At 42.4% G+C, this 17,177-nt stretch carries 16 protein-coding genes; 13 read left to right on the plus strand and 3 right to left on the minus strand.

Features of this window, described 5'->3' with window-relative positions; all coding sequences use genetic code 11:
• Nucleotides 1-133: 133 nt before the first annotated feature.
• The 12 genes from murJ (at nt 134) to FM038_RS06175 (ending at nt 14,209) form a co-directional block, all read left to right on the plus strand.
• A complete protein-coding gene (gene murJ / locus FM038_RS06120) occupies nt 134-1,693 on the plus strand; it encodes a murein biosynthesis integral membrane protein MurJ (protein ID WP_142872437.1) in 1,560 nt (519 codons plus the stop codon).
• Between the two features lie 190 nt (nt 1,694-1,883).
• Complete coding sequence (gene ribF, locus FM038_RS06125; RefSeq protein ID WP_142872438.1) at nt 1,884-2,819, plus strand: bifunctional riboflavin kinase/FAD synthetase; 936 nt, start codon at nt 1,884-1,886, stop codon at nt 2,817-2,819.
• Nucleotides 2,820-2,852: 33 nt separating this feature from the next.
• Complete coding sequence (ileS, locus tag FM038_RS06130; RefSeq protein ID WP_142872439.1) at nt 2,853-5,675, plus strand: isoleucine--tRNA ligase; 2,823 nt, start codon at nt 2,853-2,855, stop codon at nt 5,673-5,675.
• A gap of 143 nt (nt 5,676-5,818) precedes the next feature.
• Complete coding sequence (gene lspA, locus FM038_RS06135) at nt 5,819-6,349, plus strand: signal peptidase II (protein WP_142872440.1); 531 nt, start codon at nt 5,819-5,821, stop codon at nt 6,347-6,349.
• Between the two features lie 4 nt (nt 6,350-6,353).
• Nucleotides 6,354-6,776: an FKBP-type peptidyl-prolyl cis-trans isomerase gene (gene fkpB, locus FM038_RS06140; RefSeq protein ID WP_142872441.1), complete on the plus strand. Its 423-nt coding sequence runs from the start codon at nt 6,354-6,356 to the stop codon at nt 6,774-6,776.
• Between the two features lie 3 nt (nt 6,777-6,779).
• The gene (ispH, locus tag FM038_RS06145; RefSeq protein ID WP_142872442.1) at nt 6,780-7,727 is read left to right on the plus strand and encodes a 4-hydroxy-3-methylbut-2-enyl diphosphate reductase; all 948 of its coding nucleotides are present in this window, start codon (nt 6,780-6,782) and stop codon (nt 7,725-7,727) included.
• A gap of 240 nt (nt 7,728-7,967) precedes the next feature.
• Nucleotides 7,968-8,534 (plus strand): type IV pilus modification protein PilV, encoded by a 567-nt coding sequence (gene pilV, locus FM038_RS06150; RefSeq protein ID WP_142872443.1) that lies wholly within the window; start codon nt 7,968-7,970, stop codon nt 8,532-8,534.
• 13 nt (nt 8,535-8,547) lie between these two features.
• Entirely contained in the window at nt 8,548-9,531 is a 984-nt protein-coding gene (locus FM038_RS06155; RefSeq protein ID WP_142872444.1) for a PilW family protein, read from the plus strand.
• Nucleotides 9,532-9,540: 9 nt separating this feature from the next.
• A complete protein-coding gene (locus FM038_RS06160; RefSeq protein WP_142872445.1) occupies nt 9,541-9,972 on the plus strand; it encodes a pilus assembly PilX family protein in 432 nt (143 codons plus the stop codon).
• Between the two features lie 2 nt (nt 9,973-9,974).
• A complete protein-coding gene (locus FM038_RS06165; RefSeq protein WP_142872446.1) occupies nt 9,975-13,478 on the plus strand; it encodes a pilus assembly protein in 3,504 nt (1,167 codons plus the stop codon).
• 27 nt (nt 13,479-13,505) lie between these two features.
• Nucleotides 13,506-13,895 carry a type IV pilin protein gene (locus tag FM038_RS06170; protein ID WP_142872447.1) on the plus strand — a complete coding sequence of 130 codons (390 nt, stop codon included), beginning with the start codon at nt 13,506-13,508 and terminating at the stop codon, nt 13,893-13,895.
• The gene (locus tag FM038_RS06175; protein ID WP_195873216.1) at nt 13,892-14,209 is read left to right on the plus strand and encodes a TapY2 family type IVa secretion system protein; all 318 of its coding nucleotides are present in this window, start codon (nt 13,892-13,894) and stop codon (nt 14,207-14,209) included. The genes FM038_RS06170 and FM038_RS06175 overlap by 4 nt, the downstream gene beginning before the upstream one ends.
• A gap of 93 nt (nt 14,210-14,302) precedes the next feature.
• On the opposite strand, the gene FM038_RS06180 is transcribed toward FM038_RS06175, so the two are convergent.
• Both FM038_RS06180 and FM038_RS06185 read right to left on the minus strand, forming a co-directional pair.
• On the minus strand, nt 14,303-14,818 hold the full coding sequence (locus FM038_RS06180; RefSeq protein WP_142872448.1) for a GspH/FimT family pseudopilin: 516 nt from the start codon (nt 14,816-14,818) through the stop codon (nt 14,303-14,305).
• A 151-nt stretch (nt 14,819-14,969) separates the two neighbouring features.
• On the minus strand, nt 14,970-15,479 hold the full coding sequence (locus tag FM038_RS06185; protein ID WP_142872449.1) for a GspH/FimT family pseudopilin: 510 nt from the start codon (nt 15,477-15,479) through the stop codon (nt 14,970-14,972).
• Between the two features lie 255 nt (nt 15,480-15,734).
• On the opposite strand from FM038_RS06185, the gene FM038_RS06190 reads away from it, so the two are divergent.
• A complete protein-coding gene (locus FM038_RS06190; RefSeq protein ID WP_142872450.1) occupies nt 15,735-16,073 on the plus strand; it encodes a P-II family nitrogen regulator in 339 nt (112 codons plus the stop codon).
• Between the two features lie 87 nt (nt 16,074-16,160).
• Here FM038_RS06190 and FM038_RS06195 read toward each other — a convergent pair whose 3' ends face one another.
• Nucleotides 16,161-17,174: a LacI family DNA-binding transcriptional regulator gene (locus FM038_RS06195; RefSeq protein ID WP_142872451.1), complete on the minus strand. Its 1,014-nt coding sequence runs from the start codon at nt 17,172-17,174 to the stop codon at nt 16,161-16,163.
• Between the last annotated feature and the right edge of the window lie 3 nt (nt 17,175-17,177).

Here is a 17,177-nt window from a genome sequence, read left to right on the forward strand (position 1 = left end):
CAGACTTGGCTATCTTCAACCTAACTCGTGTAATATGGGCGCTAATTCTAGCAGCATTTATTAGGCTGTGACAGGGGGAAAATCACTTTTGATACGACTCACCTGAACTATTTCGCTCAGATCAGGGGGTTTTTTGAGTAGAAAACTATTGAAGTCAGGCATGATTGTTAGTGCTATGACGTTGATTTCTCGTGTGTTGGGTTTAGTCAGGGATGTCGTTATTGCCAACCTGATGGGAGCCGGAACCAGTGCCGACGTATTTTTCTTTGCCAATAAAATTCCTAATTTTTTAAGAAGACTTTTCGCTGAAGGTGCTTTTGCACAGGCATTTGTCCCTGTATTAACGGAATATCAACAGAAACAAACCTCAGATGAGATCAGAGATTTGTTGTCTAAGGTTGCGGGAACTTTAGGCGTTATTATCACCCTAGTAACCGCTGTCGGTGTTATTGGTTCTCCAGTATTAACGGCTCTTTTTGGTGGCGGTTGGTTTTTAGCCTGGGTCAATGATGAACCTGATGGCGCGAAATTTGAACTCGCTTCATTGATGTTAAAAATTACCTTCCCCTATCTATGGTTTATCACTTTCACCGCGCTTGCTGGCTCTATTTTGAATAGTCGAGGCCGATTTGCCGTTTCGGCTTTCACGCCTGTTTTTTTAAATATTGCCATCATCAGTGCAGCGATATTTATTTCGCCTAATATGGAGCAAGCCGAAATTGGTTTGGCTATTGGTGTTTTTTTAGGTGGTTTGATTCAGTTCTTATTCCAAATTCCTTTCTTGATTAAAGAAAAGGCGCTGGTTAAGCCCGTGTGGGGTTGGAAGCATCCGGGGGTCACCAAAATCCGTACCTTGATGCTCCCGGCGATTTTTGGTGTTTCAGTGTCTCAAATCAATCTATTGCTAGATACCTTCATTGCCAGCTTCTTAATGACAGGGTCCATTAGTTATCTTTATTATTCAGATCGATTACTCGAATTTCCCTTAGGCTTATTTGGAATCGCGATAGCAACGGTTATTTTGCCTGCGCTGTCGAAGAAACACGTCAATGCTGAAGAAAAAGAGTTCGAGTCCACCATGGACTGGGGGGTTAAAGCCATCCTACTACTGGGTATGCCAGCCATGTGTGGATTGATTGTATTAGCAAAGCCTATGCTGATGGTGCTATTTATGCGAGGTGAATTTACTTTGCATCATGTGGAAATGGCATCTTATAGCTTAATGGCATACGGCTGTGGTTTATTGAGCTTCATGTTGATCAAGGTATTAGCACCGGGTTATTACTCGAGGCAGGATACTAAAACACCAGTACGTTATGGCATTATCGCTATGGTGAGCAATATGGTGTTTAACCTTATTCTCGCCTTTCCCTTCGGTTATGTTGGTTTAGCGCTGGCAACGTCAATGTCCGCGTTCCTTAATGCTGGTTTACTCTATCGAGGTTTGCATAAAGCGGGGGTTTATAGAGTGAGTAAGCAAACTGGTCTTTTCTTTGTTAAGGCGCTGCTATCTTCCTGTGTAATGGTAGGCCTGCTGCTTTACTTCCTCCCATCTCAAGAGGTGTGGGTTGCACAAGCTTTCCATGAACGAGCGGTAGCTCTGTTAATGTTAATTGTAGCTGGAGGCGGGAGTTATCTATTGAGCATGGTGATATGTGGGGTTAGACCCTGGAAATTAAAAACCGGCCTTTAGTATTTTAAAGCTAATGAGTGGTTGAGATTATGCGACATTTATTGATATATGACCTGCTATTTATGCAGAGGGTATGCTCAATTGTTCTCGTTAAAATGGACATCAACCCCTTCAGAGAAAGATCATTGCTGATTATCCTTGTCAGCTGGTATATAATCCGCCCACTTGGGCCTGCAATTTATGTGATGTAATGGAACTAATCCGCGGTATACACAATATTTTACCAGCACATCATGGTTGTGTTCTCACTATCGGAAATTTTGATGGGGTTCACCGCGGCCATGCTGAAGTGATCACTAAGCTGGTCAAAAAGGCGAGGCAGCTAAATGTTCCTGCCACCTTAATGACATTTGAACCTCAGCCACAAGAGATGTTTAGAGGCGATAAGGCACCGGCCAGACTGAGTATTCTCAGAGATAAGATAGTCTTACTCGAAGAACTTGGGATTGATAGGTTAGTATGTATTAACTTCAATGAGAAATTTGCCAATTTGCCAGCCGAAGCGTTTATCGAGAACTTACTCGTTAACTCTTTAGGGGTTAAATATCTGGTGATAGGCGACGATTTCTGTTTCGGTAAACAGCGTCAAGGCAATTTTAAGATGCTGAAAGACGCCGGTGAAAAGCACCAATTTGCAGTCGTTAGCACTCAAAGTTTTGTGTTGGGTGACAAGCGAGTCAGTTCTACTGAGATTAGAAAGCAACTGGCTCAAGGTAACTTGGAGCAAGCAAGACGCTTACTTGGTCATCCTTTTACCTTGTGCGGCAAAGTGGCACACGGTGAAAAACTTGGCCGAACATTAGGCTTTCCCACTGCCAATGTTGCACTAAAGCGTCAAGTGTCTCCGGTGAGAGGCGTCTTTGCGGTAAAGATACATTGGGATGACAGTGATATTTATGAAGGCGTGGCCAATGTTGGATTTAGACCAACAGTCAATGGCCAGGTTTGTCAATTAGAGGTACACCTCTTTGACTTCGATGGCGACCTTTATGGTCGTACCGTTGAAGTGGAATTGGTCGCTAAGATTAGAGATGAGCAGCCATTCAAGTCTTTGGATGCGCTGAAAAAACAAATTAACAATGATGCAAACAAAGCCAAAGATCTACTTGGCTTCGATGCAAGCTAAACCTATTTAGCAAACATGAATGGTATGGGATTAATGAGCGACTATAAATCTACTTTGAATTTGCCGGAAACTGAGTTTCCGATGCGTGGGAATCTGGCTAATCGTGAGCCAGAGATGTTGAAGTCCTGGACGGAAGATGGGCTGTATCAGCAGATCCGTGATAGCCGTATTGGCCGTAAGCCGTTCATTTTGCATGATGGCCCTCCTTATGCCAATGGTGATATCCATATTGGTCACTCAGTTAATAAAATTCTGAAAGACATTATTGTTAAGTCTAAAACCCTGTCTGGTTTCGACGCACCATATATTCCTGGCTGGGATTGTCATGGTCTACCTATTGAGCTGAAAGTTGAGCAGAAGATAGGTAAACCAGGCCATAAGGTGACTGCTAGCGAGTTTCGTGAGAAGTGTCGTGAATATGCGGCTAAGCAAGTTAATGGTCAGCGTGAAGACTTTATTCGTTTAGGTGTGTTTGCTGATTGGTATAACCCATATTTGACGATGGATTTTAATACCGAAGCCAATATCGTGCGTTCACTGTCTAAAGTGATTGAAAGCGGTCATTTACATAAAGGCGTTAAGCCTGTTCATTGGTGTACCGATTGTGGTTCTGCATTGGCAGAAGCGGAAGTTGAGTATGAAGACAAGAAGTCTCCGGCTATCGATGTCGCCTTTGTTGCAGCTGATAAGCCAGCTTTACTCGCCAAATTTGGTGGTGTAGAGGTTGCAGGCTCTGTGTCTATGGTTATCTGGACCACGACACCGTGGACGTTACCTGCTAACCGTGCACTTTCTATCGCAGCCGACCTCGATTACTCATTGGTTGAATTTGTCAAAGATGGTGAAGCTCGCGTTATCATTGTTGCCGAGGCCCTCATTGAGTCGTGCATGGAGCGCTACAGCGTTGACGCTCATAAGGTCATTGCTCAGGTTAAAGGTCAAGAGCTGGAACTGTTACGCTTCAATCACCCATTTTATGGCTTCGATGTGCCTGTCATCTTAGGTGATCACGTTACTGTCGATTCTGGTACTGGTGTTGTTCATACCGCGCCTGGCCACGGACAGGATGATTTTGTGATTGGTCAGAAGTATGGCCTTGAAGTGGCTAACCCTGTTGGCGACAACGGTGTTTACAAGCCTGACACTGAAATATTTGCTGGTCAGCATGTATTTAAAGCTAATGCTAATGTGGTTACGCTTCTTGAAGAGAAGGGCGCATTGATTAAGCATGAGACTATTCTTCATAGTTACCCACATTGCTGGCGTCATAAGACCCCGATTATCTTTAGAGCTACCCCTCAGTGGTTTATCTCTATGGATCAAAAAGGGCTAAGAAAGCAAGCGCTTGGTGAGATAGAAAAGACTCAGTGGATCCCTGATTGGGGCCAGAACCGTATCGAGAAGATGGTAGAAAACCGTCCAGATTGGTGTATCTCTCGCCAGCGTACATGGGGCGTACCTATTGCGCTATTCGTCCATCGTGAAACTGATGAACTGCACCCTGATAGCGTCTCTCTGATGGAGCGTGTTGCCAATAAGATTGAGCAGCAAGGTATCCAAGCTTGGTGGGATCTCGATGCATCAGAATTGCTCGGTGATGAAGCAGACCAATACCGTAAAGTGACTGACACATTAGATGTATGGTATGACTCAGGTTCTAGCTTCTCATCTGTGGTTGCATCACGTCCTGAATATAAAGGTCATGATATCGACCTTTACTTGGAAGGTAGCGATCAGCATCGCGGCTGGTTTATGTCATCTTTGATGATCTCAACCGCTATGAACGGTAAAGCCCCCTATAAGCAAGTGCTTACTCATGGTTTCACCGTTGATGGTAATGGACGCAAGATGTCTAAGTCTGTGGGTAATGTTATTGCTCCACAGCATGTGACCAATAAACTTGGCGCAGACATTTTACGTTTATGGGTTGCTGCAACTGATTACAGTGGCGAGATGACTGTATCAGATGAAATCCTTAAGCGAAGTGCCGATGCTTATCGCCGTATTCGTAATACGGCTCGCTTCTTACTTGCTAACATTAATGGTTTTGATCCCGTTAAAGATGCAGTTGCTATTGAAGACATGGTTGCATTAGATCGCTGGGTTGTCCGTCGTGCTACAGCGCTTCAGGAAGAGTTACTGGAAGCTTATTCAGAATATAACTTCCACTCAGTGACTCAGAAGTTGATGCAGTTCTGTTCCGTTGAACTCGGTAGTTTCTACTTAGACATCATTAAAGACAGACAGTACACTGCGAAAGGTGATAGCCATGCACGTCGTAGCTGTCAAACTGCCTTGTATTTGATTTCAGAGGCTATGGTTCGCTGGATCGCGCCTATTCTGTCTTTCACCGCCGATGAGATCTGGAAGTTACTTCCTGGTGAAAGAGATGCTTATGTGTTCACCCAAGAATGGTTCGAAGGCCTTGAGTCTGTCACGCTTGAGTCAGACCTCAGTGATGAACTTTGGACTCAGTTGATACTTGTTCGTGGCGAAGTGAATAAGGTGATTGAACAAGCGCGTCGTGAAAAGCAGATTGGTGGTTCGCTTGAAGCGGAAATTACCTTGTATGCCGATGAATCATTAGCGCAATCACTTAACACCTTAGGTGATGAGTTGAGATTTGTGTTACTCACATCTAAGACCCAAGTGTTACCACTTGCAGATGCACCTGCAGATGTCATTGAGACAGAAATGCCAGCACTTAAACTTGGCATGTTAAAAGCGGTCACTGAGAAGTGTGAGCGTTGTTGGCATCACAGAGAGGATGTTGGACAGATTGAAACTCATCCAACCTTATGTACTCGCTGTGTGACCAATATCGAAGGCGAAGGTGAAGTGCGTCAGTTTGCATAAATCATAAAGCTAAGAGCCTGATAATGTTTGTTATCAGGCTTATTTATTTTGATTATGAGTTGAAGCCTATATGGGTAAACTCAATATGATAAACAACATGAAGTGACGCTGATTTGCGTCATTTTTTTTAAGAGGAAGGCTCAATGCCATCTAATTGGAAAGAAAGCGGCTTACGCTGGTACTGGGTAGTTGTACTGGTATTTATCGCTGACCAAGTCTCTAAGCAATGGGTTTTGGCTAATTTTGAGCTTTATGAGTCAATCAAGCTATTGCCCATTTTTAGTTTTACTTATGTACGAAATTACGGTGCGGCTTTTAGTTTCTTGAGTGATGCTGGAGGTTGGCAGAAATGGTTGTTTACCTTTATCGCCATTGGCTTTAGTACTTTGTTGACTATTTGGCTTAGAAAGCAGCCAACACAGATGTGGCGATTGAACTTAGCATATACTTTGGTTATTGGTGGTGCTCTGGGGAATTTAATCGACCGCCTTCAACACGGTTTTGTAGTAGATTTCATAGACTTCTACTGGAACAAGAGTCATTTCCCCGCGTTTAATATTGCAGATTCTGCCATCTGCGTCGGTGCTGCATTAATTATCATCGATTCTTTTATCTCAGATCGGGATGAGAAGCGCAACAAAGCCCAAGATAAAAAAAGTACTGCTAAGGAGTAATGCTTTGACTGATGAACGTTCTATTTTATGCCATATGAATATCGTGCTTGAAGATGGCTCGACAGCCGATAGCACTAAAGCTTCAGGAAAACCTGCGCGGCTGAATATTGGTGATGAAAGTTTAAGCCCCGCGTTTGAAGCGCAGATCCAAGCTTTGTCTGAAGGTGACTCACACACATTTACCTTAGCGGCAATTGACGCATTTGGAGAGTCTAATCCTGATGCCATTCACCATATGGACAGAAGTAAATTCCCTGCAGATATGGCGCTCGAGCCCGGTGTTATCGTTAGCTTTGGCGGCCCTGGGGGGAGTGAAATCCCCGGTATAGTGCGGGATGTCGTTGGTGACTCTGTGACGGTTGATCTTAACCATCCTCTTGCAGGTCAAGTGCTCACGTTTGAGCTAGAAGTGGTTCAGGTACTTTAACCTATGAATAAACCAAACAGTCTTCAGATCAAACTCGCCAACCCTAGAGGTTTTTGTGCTGGTGTAGATCGTGCGATAAGCATTGTTGAAAGGGCGTTGGAGCTATTCTCTCCGCCAATATATGTCCGCCATGAAGTGGTACATAATCGTTATGTAGTGCAGAATCTTAAAGATCGCGGCGCGGTATTTGTGGAGGAGCTAGACCAAGTTCCTGATGACAGTATTGTCATATTCAGTGCGCATGGTGTTTCACAGGCCGTTAGGGCAGAAGCCAAGCGACGAAGCCTTAAAGTCTTTGATGCAACTTGTCCTCTGGTGACTAAAGTGCACCTGCAAGTGACGCGTGCAAGCCGTAAAGGTGTTGAATGTATACTCATAGGTCATGCAGGCCATCCTGAGGTCGAAGGCACTATGGGGCAGTATAGTAACCCCGAAGGCAGTGTGTTACTGGTTGAATCTCCAGAGGATGTCGCTAACCTAGTTGTTAAAGACTCTGAGAATCTGTGTTTTGTCACTCAGACAACGCTATCTATGGATGATACTGCCGATGTCATTGCTGCGCTGCAGAAACGTTTTCCATCTATTGAAGGGCCGCGTAAAGATGATATCTGTTATGCGACCCAAAATAGACAGGATGCCGTGCGAAATGTCGCTGATGATGTAGATCTGTTTATTGTTGTTGGCTCGAAGAACTCTTCGAACTCAAACCGGCTAAGAGAACTGGCACAAAAGCGAGGCACTCAAGCTTATCTTGTCGATAATGCAGATGATATTGATGCTGGCTGGTTTGCTAATGTCACTCGTGTTGCTGTTACTGCAGGCGCATCGGCTCCTGAAGTACTGGTAAAACAAGTGATTGATGCCATTGCTGAGCTCGCACCAAGCGTGATCACTGAAGTCGAAGGGCGAAAAGAGGATACGGTTTTTGCTGTTCCTGCCGAATTAAGATAAAACGTGTAAAAATCATAATAATAAAAATGAAGGAGGCCAAAAGCCTCCTTTTTTATTGCCTGAAAAACAAACAAGATCTAAAAGGTGACATTTTTAGATGCTAATATTACTAGCGCGTAACATTCGACTCATCTATGATTAACCAACACTCTGCTTTAAAATGCTAACTTACAGATTTTTAACAGGTAAACCTTGAAAATAAGCGTCAATTATGTGACGAACGAAGGAGGATTGACGCAAATGAATAGAAAACAAAACGGATTCTCTCTGGTTGAAGTCCTCGTTTCTATGGTAATTCTCGTCATCGGTTTGATAGGTGTTTTTAATTTACATATTGTGGCTAAACGGGGAAGTTTTGAATCTTTTCAGCAGACTCAAGCTTCCTATTTCGCAATAGATATCATCAACAGAATGAAGCTTAATCGAAGTCAATTAGCTGGTTATGCAGGTACTTATGCAGGAAACTTGTCTGAGCCGAGTCAGTCTTGTGATGTTGCACTTATTGTGGGGGGAGGCAGTGGCGGTATTGTCTGCACTAATATAGAAACGCGTTCTTGGGACCTATATAACTGGGAACAGTTAATGAATGGTGCAGGGGAAACCAAAAATACCCGTTCTATTGGTGGTTTAGATACACCTACTGCTTGTATTCAAGTCTCAGGTGCTGGGGATGTATTGGTGGCTATCACTTGGAGAGGCATTCGAGAAGTGTCTGACGGCGCAGAAAATTCTGATGACTTTATTAAATCTTGTGGCACGAGTAATAAGCGCAGAAGGGCTTATTCAATCAACACCGTGATTATTTAGCTTGGTTAACTTTATGAATAAAAAATGTTTTGCACAGCAAGGATTTTCGTTAGTCGAGTTAATGGTTGCCATGATTATCTCGTTGTTTTTAAGTGCTGGGCTATTCTCAATGTTTAATATGTCTGCAACGAATGTGATTACCACGAGTCAGTTCAATCAATTACAGGAAAATGGCCGGGTAGCGCTAGCACTAATTGAGCGAGACGTTAGTCAATTGGGTTTTATGGCTGACATGACGGGTACCGACTTTATTATTGGTACTAATACTCAAATTAATGCGCTGGATATACCGGCGGGTAGTGATTGTGTTGGCGGAGGGGCTAATAACGCCAGTTTACCTAATAATAATCCATCACATTTTCGTCGCCTTTGGGGATATGAGCAAGGTGTCTCTGCCGAGTCTTTCGCTTGCCTCACTGGCGTTTCTACATCGACAGATGTTCTACAGATAAAGCGATTAGTTGGGCCTTCTGTCGTCGCACCTAATGATAATAATCGTTATTACATAGGAACAACGGCGAATGAAGCTGTGATATTTAGTGGCAACCAGGCTACGCCTGCAATGGATAATGGCAGGTTCTGGGAGTATCAGCATCATATCTATTACATTCAAGAAGATAGCGGGGTTCCTGTTCTACGTCGTCGAGTCTTAAGAAATGGTGGAATGAATACTTCTGGAAGTTATGAGCAACTTGTTGAAGGTATTGAAAATATGCGAGTGCTTTATGGATTTGATAATGATGGCGACGATACTGCTGATAGTTTTATGCCTGTGCAGAATGTCACTAATCTAATGTGGGATAACGAGCTGTTTCAACGATTAGTCGCGTTAAGAATTTATTTATTAGTTCGCTCCGTAGATGAAGATAGGAACTTTACCAATGATGCCAGTTATCTGCTTGGTGATAAAACCATAGCAGCGACTGGTGATCACTTTAGACGTAAAGTGGTTTCTACCACTGTGGTGCTTGAGAATCCTGTGTTGATCAGAAATTAGGAGATAGCGATGAAGAAACAAGAAGGTATGGTGCTGTTTTTCTCCTTGATTATACTGATTATTATGACAGTTATAGGCGTCGCGTTAGCCGTTAACTCAAGCCAGTCGATGAAAATGGCTGGAGCGGGCTCTGAAAGAGTTGAGGCTATGTCTGCTGCACAAGGTGCACAAGATCGAGTGGTTGCGAATAACCAAGGAGCTACTATGGCAAACATTGCAGGTACCATGGTTGTTGTTGACGCGGCTCTAGGTGTGACTAATACACTAAATCCACTTGCTGCTGGAGATGTAAATTGTCAAAGAAGCACAAAGGCTAGCTCCGCAAATTTAATCAGTTGTAGACGAGTAGAGATATCGAGTTCAGCTGCATTTGGTAAAAAGAACTTAGGTCAACTGACAGTGGTCACTGGCATAGAGCAAGAAGTATTAACTGGGAGTTAGTTATGTGGATAAAACGTTTTCTATGTGCAGGGATAGCTGCTCTAAGTATGATATCAGGCCAGACTTACTCTGATGATACTGAACTCTATGTATTTGAATCTTCAGCACGATCTGGTGCTAGGCCTCAAGTTCTTATTATTTTTGATAATTCAGGCAGTATGGATACCAGTGAGTATTCTGAAACCTTCTACCCTCGTGGAGAAACTGTCAGTGACTCGACTAAACTTTATTACAGCAAAGGGGGAGTCGGTGTTCCTGAAGCTGCGAGCAATAACTTTATCCTTCAAAGTGTAAATGGCTGTAAAACATCCAAAACTTACTTAGAGTCTTACGGTTTTTTCACCGGATTTATTAGAGAGTATAGCTTTACTGGTGAAAATGGCACTTGGACAGAACTACCAGATGAGCTTGGAAGCACAGTCACTCATGTTGATTGCTTTGAAGATTTTGAAGATACTTCCGCTGTAGAGTTCAGTAATGCTTCAGGCATTACTGATGGTCTTCCTGTTGATAGCCTAGGTTCAAAGTCTTCGCCAGAAGCTTATACCGATGTCACTAGCAGTTCATCGTCAGCGGCTAAAACCGCAGCCCTAGACAAAGCATTATTAACCAAATTTGGTATCGGAAAATCTGTTACTTTTTATACAAAAAACTATATTGATTGGTATAGCAGTACCAAGAGTAAAAGATGGACTACTCGGATGGAAATTGCCAAACGAGTGATGGAAGACACTGTGGTTACAACACCAAGTGTTGACTTTGGCTTATCGGTATTCAATTACAATACAGGTAGAACTAGCGATGGTGGTCGGATCATTTCGGGCATACAGAGACGAAATGCGGCAAGTAAAAAAACATTAGTAGAAACAATCAATAATTTGGATGCTGATACTTGGACACCGCTTTGTGAAACCTTATATGAGGCTTATCGCTATTTTTCCGGTGGTAAAGTTAAATTTGCCAAAGAGGCTGGTAGTTTAGACCCTGAACGAGATAGAAGTGTTGAAAATTCAGGCTATTATATATCCCCTTTTAGTGAGACACAGTGTTCTAATCGTTCTTATGTCGTGTATATTACTGATGGTTCACCTACTCGTGATACAGCAGCGAACAACCTTGTTAAAAATATGTCTGGTTACCGCTCTGCAGACAAAGAAGACGGTAGCTACCTGCCTGCTCTTGCTAGCATATTAAATCGCAAAGATGTCAACCCAACACTTGAAGGCGACCAGTTTGTATCAACCTTTACTATTGGCTTTAGTGATGGTGCCGATGATGCGGCTCCTATATTGAAGAAAACAGCTGACTTAGGTGGAGGTAAATACTTTGCTGCGAAAGATGCTACTCAGCTTCAGGCGGCACTATCACAAGTTTTCTCTCAAATACTTGAAGTGAATGCCAGCTTCACCTCTCCCTCGATTGCTAGTAATAATTTTGATAGAACTCAGACGTTTGACTCAGTTTACTACGCCATGTTCTTGCCAAATAAAGGACCTCGTTGGATGGGTAACCTTAAGAAGTTCAGAGTGACCGGTGGCGGTGATATAGTTGATAAGAATGGCAACTTAGCAATCGGAAGCGATGGTAACTTAAAGACATCTGCTTGCTCTTATTGGACCCCCAATTCAGTGTGTTCAGGTACAAGTGGCGGTGGAGATGGTAATGATGTTCGTGTAGGCGGAGCTGCCCATAAGTTAAGAAGCACATCAACAAGAACCTTGTATGGAAATTATGGTGCTGGTGGTTCTCTTAAAACCTTCAATAAAAGTAATGCTTCTAGTGCCGCAGGTGGGAATAGTGCTTTAGCAGCATATATGGGAGTGAACACCGATGAGCTAAGTAAGATTTTCGATTGGGCTAAAGGCAAAGATGTCGATGATGATGATAACGATAATAACACCAGCGATATAAGAGACGATGTACTGGGCGATCCCTTACATTCAAAGCCCTTAGCGATTAATTTTGGTAGCTCTTCTTCTCCTGATATTCGTATATTAGTTGGCACTAATCATGGGTTTTTACACATGTTTGAAGACTCTGGTAGTGATGTTGCCGAGTCTTGGGCATTTATGCCCTACGAACTTTTGCCTAACTTAGTCGAATTAAGGGCTAATGTCCCAACCGGAGTTCACTCGGTTTATGGTATGGATAGCCCACCTGTTGCATATGTTAAGACTGGGGCTGGCGGGGTTGAACAAGCATGGGTGTTTGCTGGTATGCGCCGTGGCGGTAAGTCTTATTATGCTATTGATATTACAAAACCTGATTCGCCTAGTTATATGTGGAAAATTGATTCTGATAGCCCTGGGATGAGTGAACTTGGCCAGACATGGTCTGAGCCTATAGTCACACTTATACCTGGTTGGCCCGCAGGCAACACAGATCCGGCTAATGCTTCACCTGTACTTATTTTTGGTGCAGGATATTCACCTTCAACAAAAGATCCGGCAGCTGTCGGCTCGCCAGATGCGCAAGGGCGTGGTGTCTTTATTGTGGATGCGAAAACAGGAACCTTGATCCATGCATTTGGACCCTCATCGGGAACAAATGCGACGCAAATGCCAAGTATTACAGACAGTATTCCTAACACTGTTGCAATACTAGATGCAAATGGAGACCGTTTAACTGACAGAATTTATGCCACAGATACCGGTGGAAATGTTTGGCGTGTGGATCTTCCTAGTGCTAGCCCTAAAAGCGCTACTAAACCATGGACAGCATTTAAGTTTGCCGATTTAGGTGGTGGAACATTGGCGACAGATAGGCGTTTCTTTGCTGAGGCTGCCGTTGCGCAAACTGTTTTTACAAACCTGTCAGAAGTTGATGTGACGATAAATGGGGAGACGACCAATACCAAAACATATCAAAATGTGGCCTACGACGCAGTAGTGGTTGGAACCGGGCACAGGCCTCACCCTACTGACACTGCTCGTTCCGATATGTTTTACATGTTACAAGATAGAAATGTTATACCTCGCTCATTTAATGGTGCTCCAGGCAATGAAGTTCCAGCTCCTCTAACTTTGTCAAATCTTTATAATGTGACATCTGCCGCCCCATCTTCCGATGCTGATAATTTAAACTTTGGTTTAAAACGGGGCTGGTATTATGCTTTTGGCGGATTCGGAGAGAAAAGTTTAGCTGGTGCTTCAATCATTGAGGGGCGAGTTTTCTTCACTTCTTATGTGCCAGGAGATACAACCTCGAGTACTCAATGTTTAGTCTCTGGCGTAGGTCGCTTGTATGGTTTTGATCTACATAAGGGTACACGTTCGTATACTCATGAATATATTGAGATGGGAGAAAGGGTGCCTGATACGCCTCAACTCGTTATTCCTCCTAATGGAGAGGGCGATTCATATATGTATCTAATTGGTATCGGCTCTGCGGGGGAGGATATGGAAAAGGCTGGCGGTGGAGGAGGTGATGGTTGTCCTCCCGGAGATGAGAAGTGTGTGGGTGGTGGTTTAGGTGTTAATCGTATTTACTACCATATAAATGAATAATTAAGATATGTCATGGTTGGAATTTTGATGAAAAAAAATAATGGTTTTAGCTTAATCGAACTAATGATAGCTGTCTCAATAATGGGGATTTTAGCTGCAGTGATATACCCAAGTTATACTGAATATGTTGCTAAGGGCGGAAGAGCTGACGGAATATCGGCAGTCATGAGGGTAGCAAATCTTCAGGAGCAGTTTTATTTGGATAACAGGCAATATGCTACAGATATGAATGATCTTAACCTAGGTGCCGACCCCTTTGTTACCGATACCGGCTTATATAGTGTCGACTCAACGGGTACGACCAGCTTTATAGTAGTTGCTACCGCTCTAGGTAAGCAGGCCAGCAGGGATAGTGCTTGTATCACTATTCAGATTAACGATATTGGAGAGAAGTCTCCTGCGGAGTGTTGGGAATGAATAAATTGTACTTAAAGGAAGCCTTCTTTTCTTCTTTATTCTTAGGGTTAGTAATGAGTTCACCGCTGGCATATTCGGAAAATATTAAGACTGAAAAGATGGAATATAAATGTTATTTGAAAACTACTAAAGGATATGAAATAGCTTTTTATAGATGGGAAGTTAATAATTTTCAAATAAATGTAGCTAAACTTCCCGCGCAAAAAGTTCCAGGTTCAAAGATCTATATTAAAGATGTGGAGGAGTGTGTAGAACTCAATGAGATGTTTTCTATAGGTCATGCGCAAAAGCTTGATGAAGAAACTGCAAGATAACCTCAAAGATAGGAATGTTAAGATTAGGGTAGCTAGCAAGAAGCTTAATCGTCATTTTGATATTTAAAATGCTATATTCTGATTTAATTTTGTCTACATGCAATTAACGCTAGTCGTGCTGTATTTCGATTTACCGGATGGGCTAAGATCGATCCCTAAGGATTCATCACTGCTTTTATTTGCTGGGCAATAGACAAATTGTCCAGAGGTAAATGCACCTGTCAGTAATCCGTCTGGGCTATAGCTAATTGAGCTATTGTCATAAGTGACAAAATCACTAGAGTTAAATGCGCCGACCACAGTGAGTATTTCATCATTGCCATCAATCTGATTTGCAGTCCCGTTATCAAGAAAAATTTTATAGCCCTTACTCCAATCTGAATTACAGCTACCTGAAACTATCGGGCACATAGTGACCCTTGAGCCGTAACTTACTGCGTGACTACGGGCAAATTGCAAGGATTGGCTAACTTTGCGGATCTCACTGTCGGCGCGATAGCCTTCATACAACGACTTTAGCGAGGGGGCGCCCACACCGATTAAGAGCATAGCAATAACTAACGTCACCATTAGTTCAACTAGAGTAAAACCATTTATTTTTGGCCGCATGACGTTATCCTGAGCTTAAATACTTAAGTAAGTATAAGCGAGAACGGAGGTGTTTTCAGCAGATTTAAAGTATTTTTTTGAGCCAATATATTGGCTTTAAAGACTATTTTGACATTTAGGTCCAAATGGATTGATACATGAAGCTATTGCTTTAAATACATTCAATAACTTTACCTTTTGAAAACCTCACTCGTCCTGATTGATTTACTATTACAGCTCTAGAGTATTGGTTTTTAACTGAAGACGGACAATATTTGATAGTACCGTTTGTCCCAGAAGCTAAACCATCAGCTTGAAATCTCACCGCTCTACGGTTATAGGAGATAAAGTCTTTCTGGTGAAAGGGGCTTGTTTTTATCAAAACCTCATCATTAGCATCAATGACATTTGATTCTCCTGAGTCAATAAATACAGTTATGCCAAGCTTCCAGTTGCTAGTGCATTGATTACCAAAAACTGGACAGGCTGTAACTCTTGTGCCGTAGCTTATTGCACTATTACGAGCGAATTGCAGAGTTTGCTGTATTATTCTAATGGCTGAGTCTGCTCTATAATGGTCATATAGTGAGTTGAAATTAGGCACTGCGATACTGATTAAAGTGGTTGAAATGACTAATGTCGTCATAAGTTCGACTAAGGTGAAGCCTTTGTTTGTTTCCATATTCAATCCTTTGAATATATGATTTTAGCTGGAGGGTCTGAGTGTTGCGTCCTGCATCACTGACATTGACTAAACGTATTTTCTAAAATAAGTATAGTGACAGACTCCCTATTTTATTTACAATCTTAATAATGTTCAGTTCTAAGAACATTGCATTTCTGAAAGGATTGATATATTAACTGTAGTGGGCTTAACGCTCGTGATAAGATTAAAGAATAACTATTTATAATATTTTACCCTATAAAGGAGCGTTTGATGAAAAAGGTCGAGGCTATAATTAAGCCATTTAAGTTGGATGATGTTCGTGAGTCTCTCGCTGAGATAGGCATTACCGGCATGACCGTTCTCGAAGTCAAAGGCTTTGGTCGACAAAAAGGCCATACTGAACTTTATCGTGGTGCTGAGTACATGGTGGACTTTTTACCTAAAGTAAAAATTGAACTCGTGATACAAGATGAGCTGCTAGATCAAGCGATCGAGGTGATTGTTGATACTGCGCGTACGGGTAAAATTGGCGATGGAAAGATTTTTGTCACTGAAATTGAGCGGGTTATACGGATCCGTACGGGTGAAGAAAACGAAGAAGCTGTGTAAATAAACTCAAGCTATCTCATTTTTACAAAAGCGGCGCTGAATAAATTCAGCGCCGCTTTTGTATTTTAATCATATAACAATAAAGCGTTAAGATACTTTGGCAGACGAATCTCTTATTATCGGCTCAGGAATAAATATCTTAGCTTGTGCTGATTTAGGTTCGCGTCTCTTAGCAATCAATAACTCAGTGGCCATCTGAGCAATTTTTTGATTTGGCTGGTGAACCGTCGTTAGTTTTGGCCATGTCTGCCTTGAAAATGGACTATCCTCAAATCCGACGATTGAAATATCATTGGGAATATCAATACCTTCTAGCCTGGCAGCAAAAAGTGCACCAGCCGCTATTTCATCGTTACAAGCTACGATAGCAGTCGGTCTATTTGCTCTTTTTAGCAGCGTTTTTGCACCCGTTACACCCGATTCGAAAGAGTATTCACCTGCAACAATGTTGTGTTCATCGACCTTTAGATTATTATCCCGAAGGGCTTGGGTATAACCGGATAAGCGTGCTTTCGTTGACTCATGGTGTTGATCACCACTTAAAAAGGCAATGTTCTTGTGACCTAAGTCAATCAAGTGCTGGGTAATGGAAATTGCGCCATGTTTATCGTTAACCAGTACTGCTAACCCAGTGTCATTATCAACCTTCTCTCCAGCTATAATTCGCACATAGTTGGCGTCAATATTATCTAAAGCTTGGAGAATTTTAGGGTCTTCTGAGAGTGGAGGAGTCAAGACTAAGCCTGCAAGCCTTGCATGCTTCACTAGAGTGGTTAACTCATCACAAATGTTATCAGCTTTAGCATTGCAGGGATGTATTAGCAGCTCATATCCAAGATCTTTGCATGAAGATAAGATGCCGTTTTGCATATCAATAACATAATAAGCATTGGGGTTATCATAGATAAAACCTATAACATAAGACTTAGCGCCTGCTAAGTTTCTCGCCGCTAAATTTGGTTGATAATCCAACTCTGCAATGGCTTCATTGACTTTATCTATAGTGGATTGCTTTACTGATGGCTCGTTATTGGTGACTCGAGAAACGGTTTTAATCGAAACTCCAGCGTATTTTGCTACGTCATTTATTGTGACTTTCATACA

The organism is Shewanella eurypsychrophilus (assembly GCF_007004545.3).
Taxonomy (GTDB): Bacteria; Pseudomonadota; Gammaproteobacteria; order Enterobacterales; family Shewanellaceae; genus Shewanella; species Shewanella eurypsychrophilus.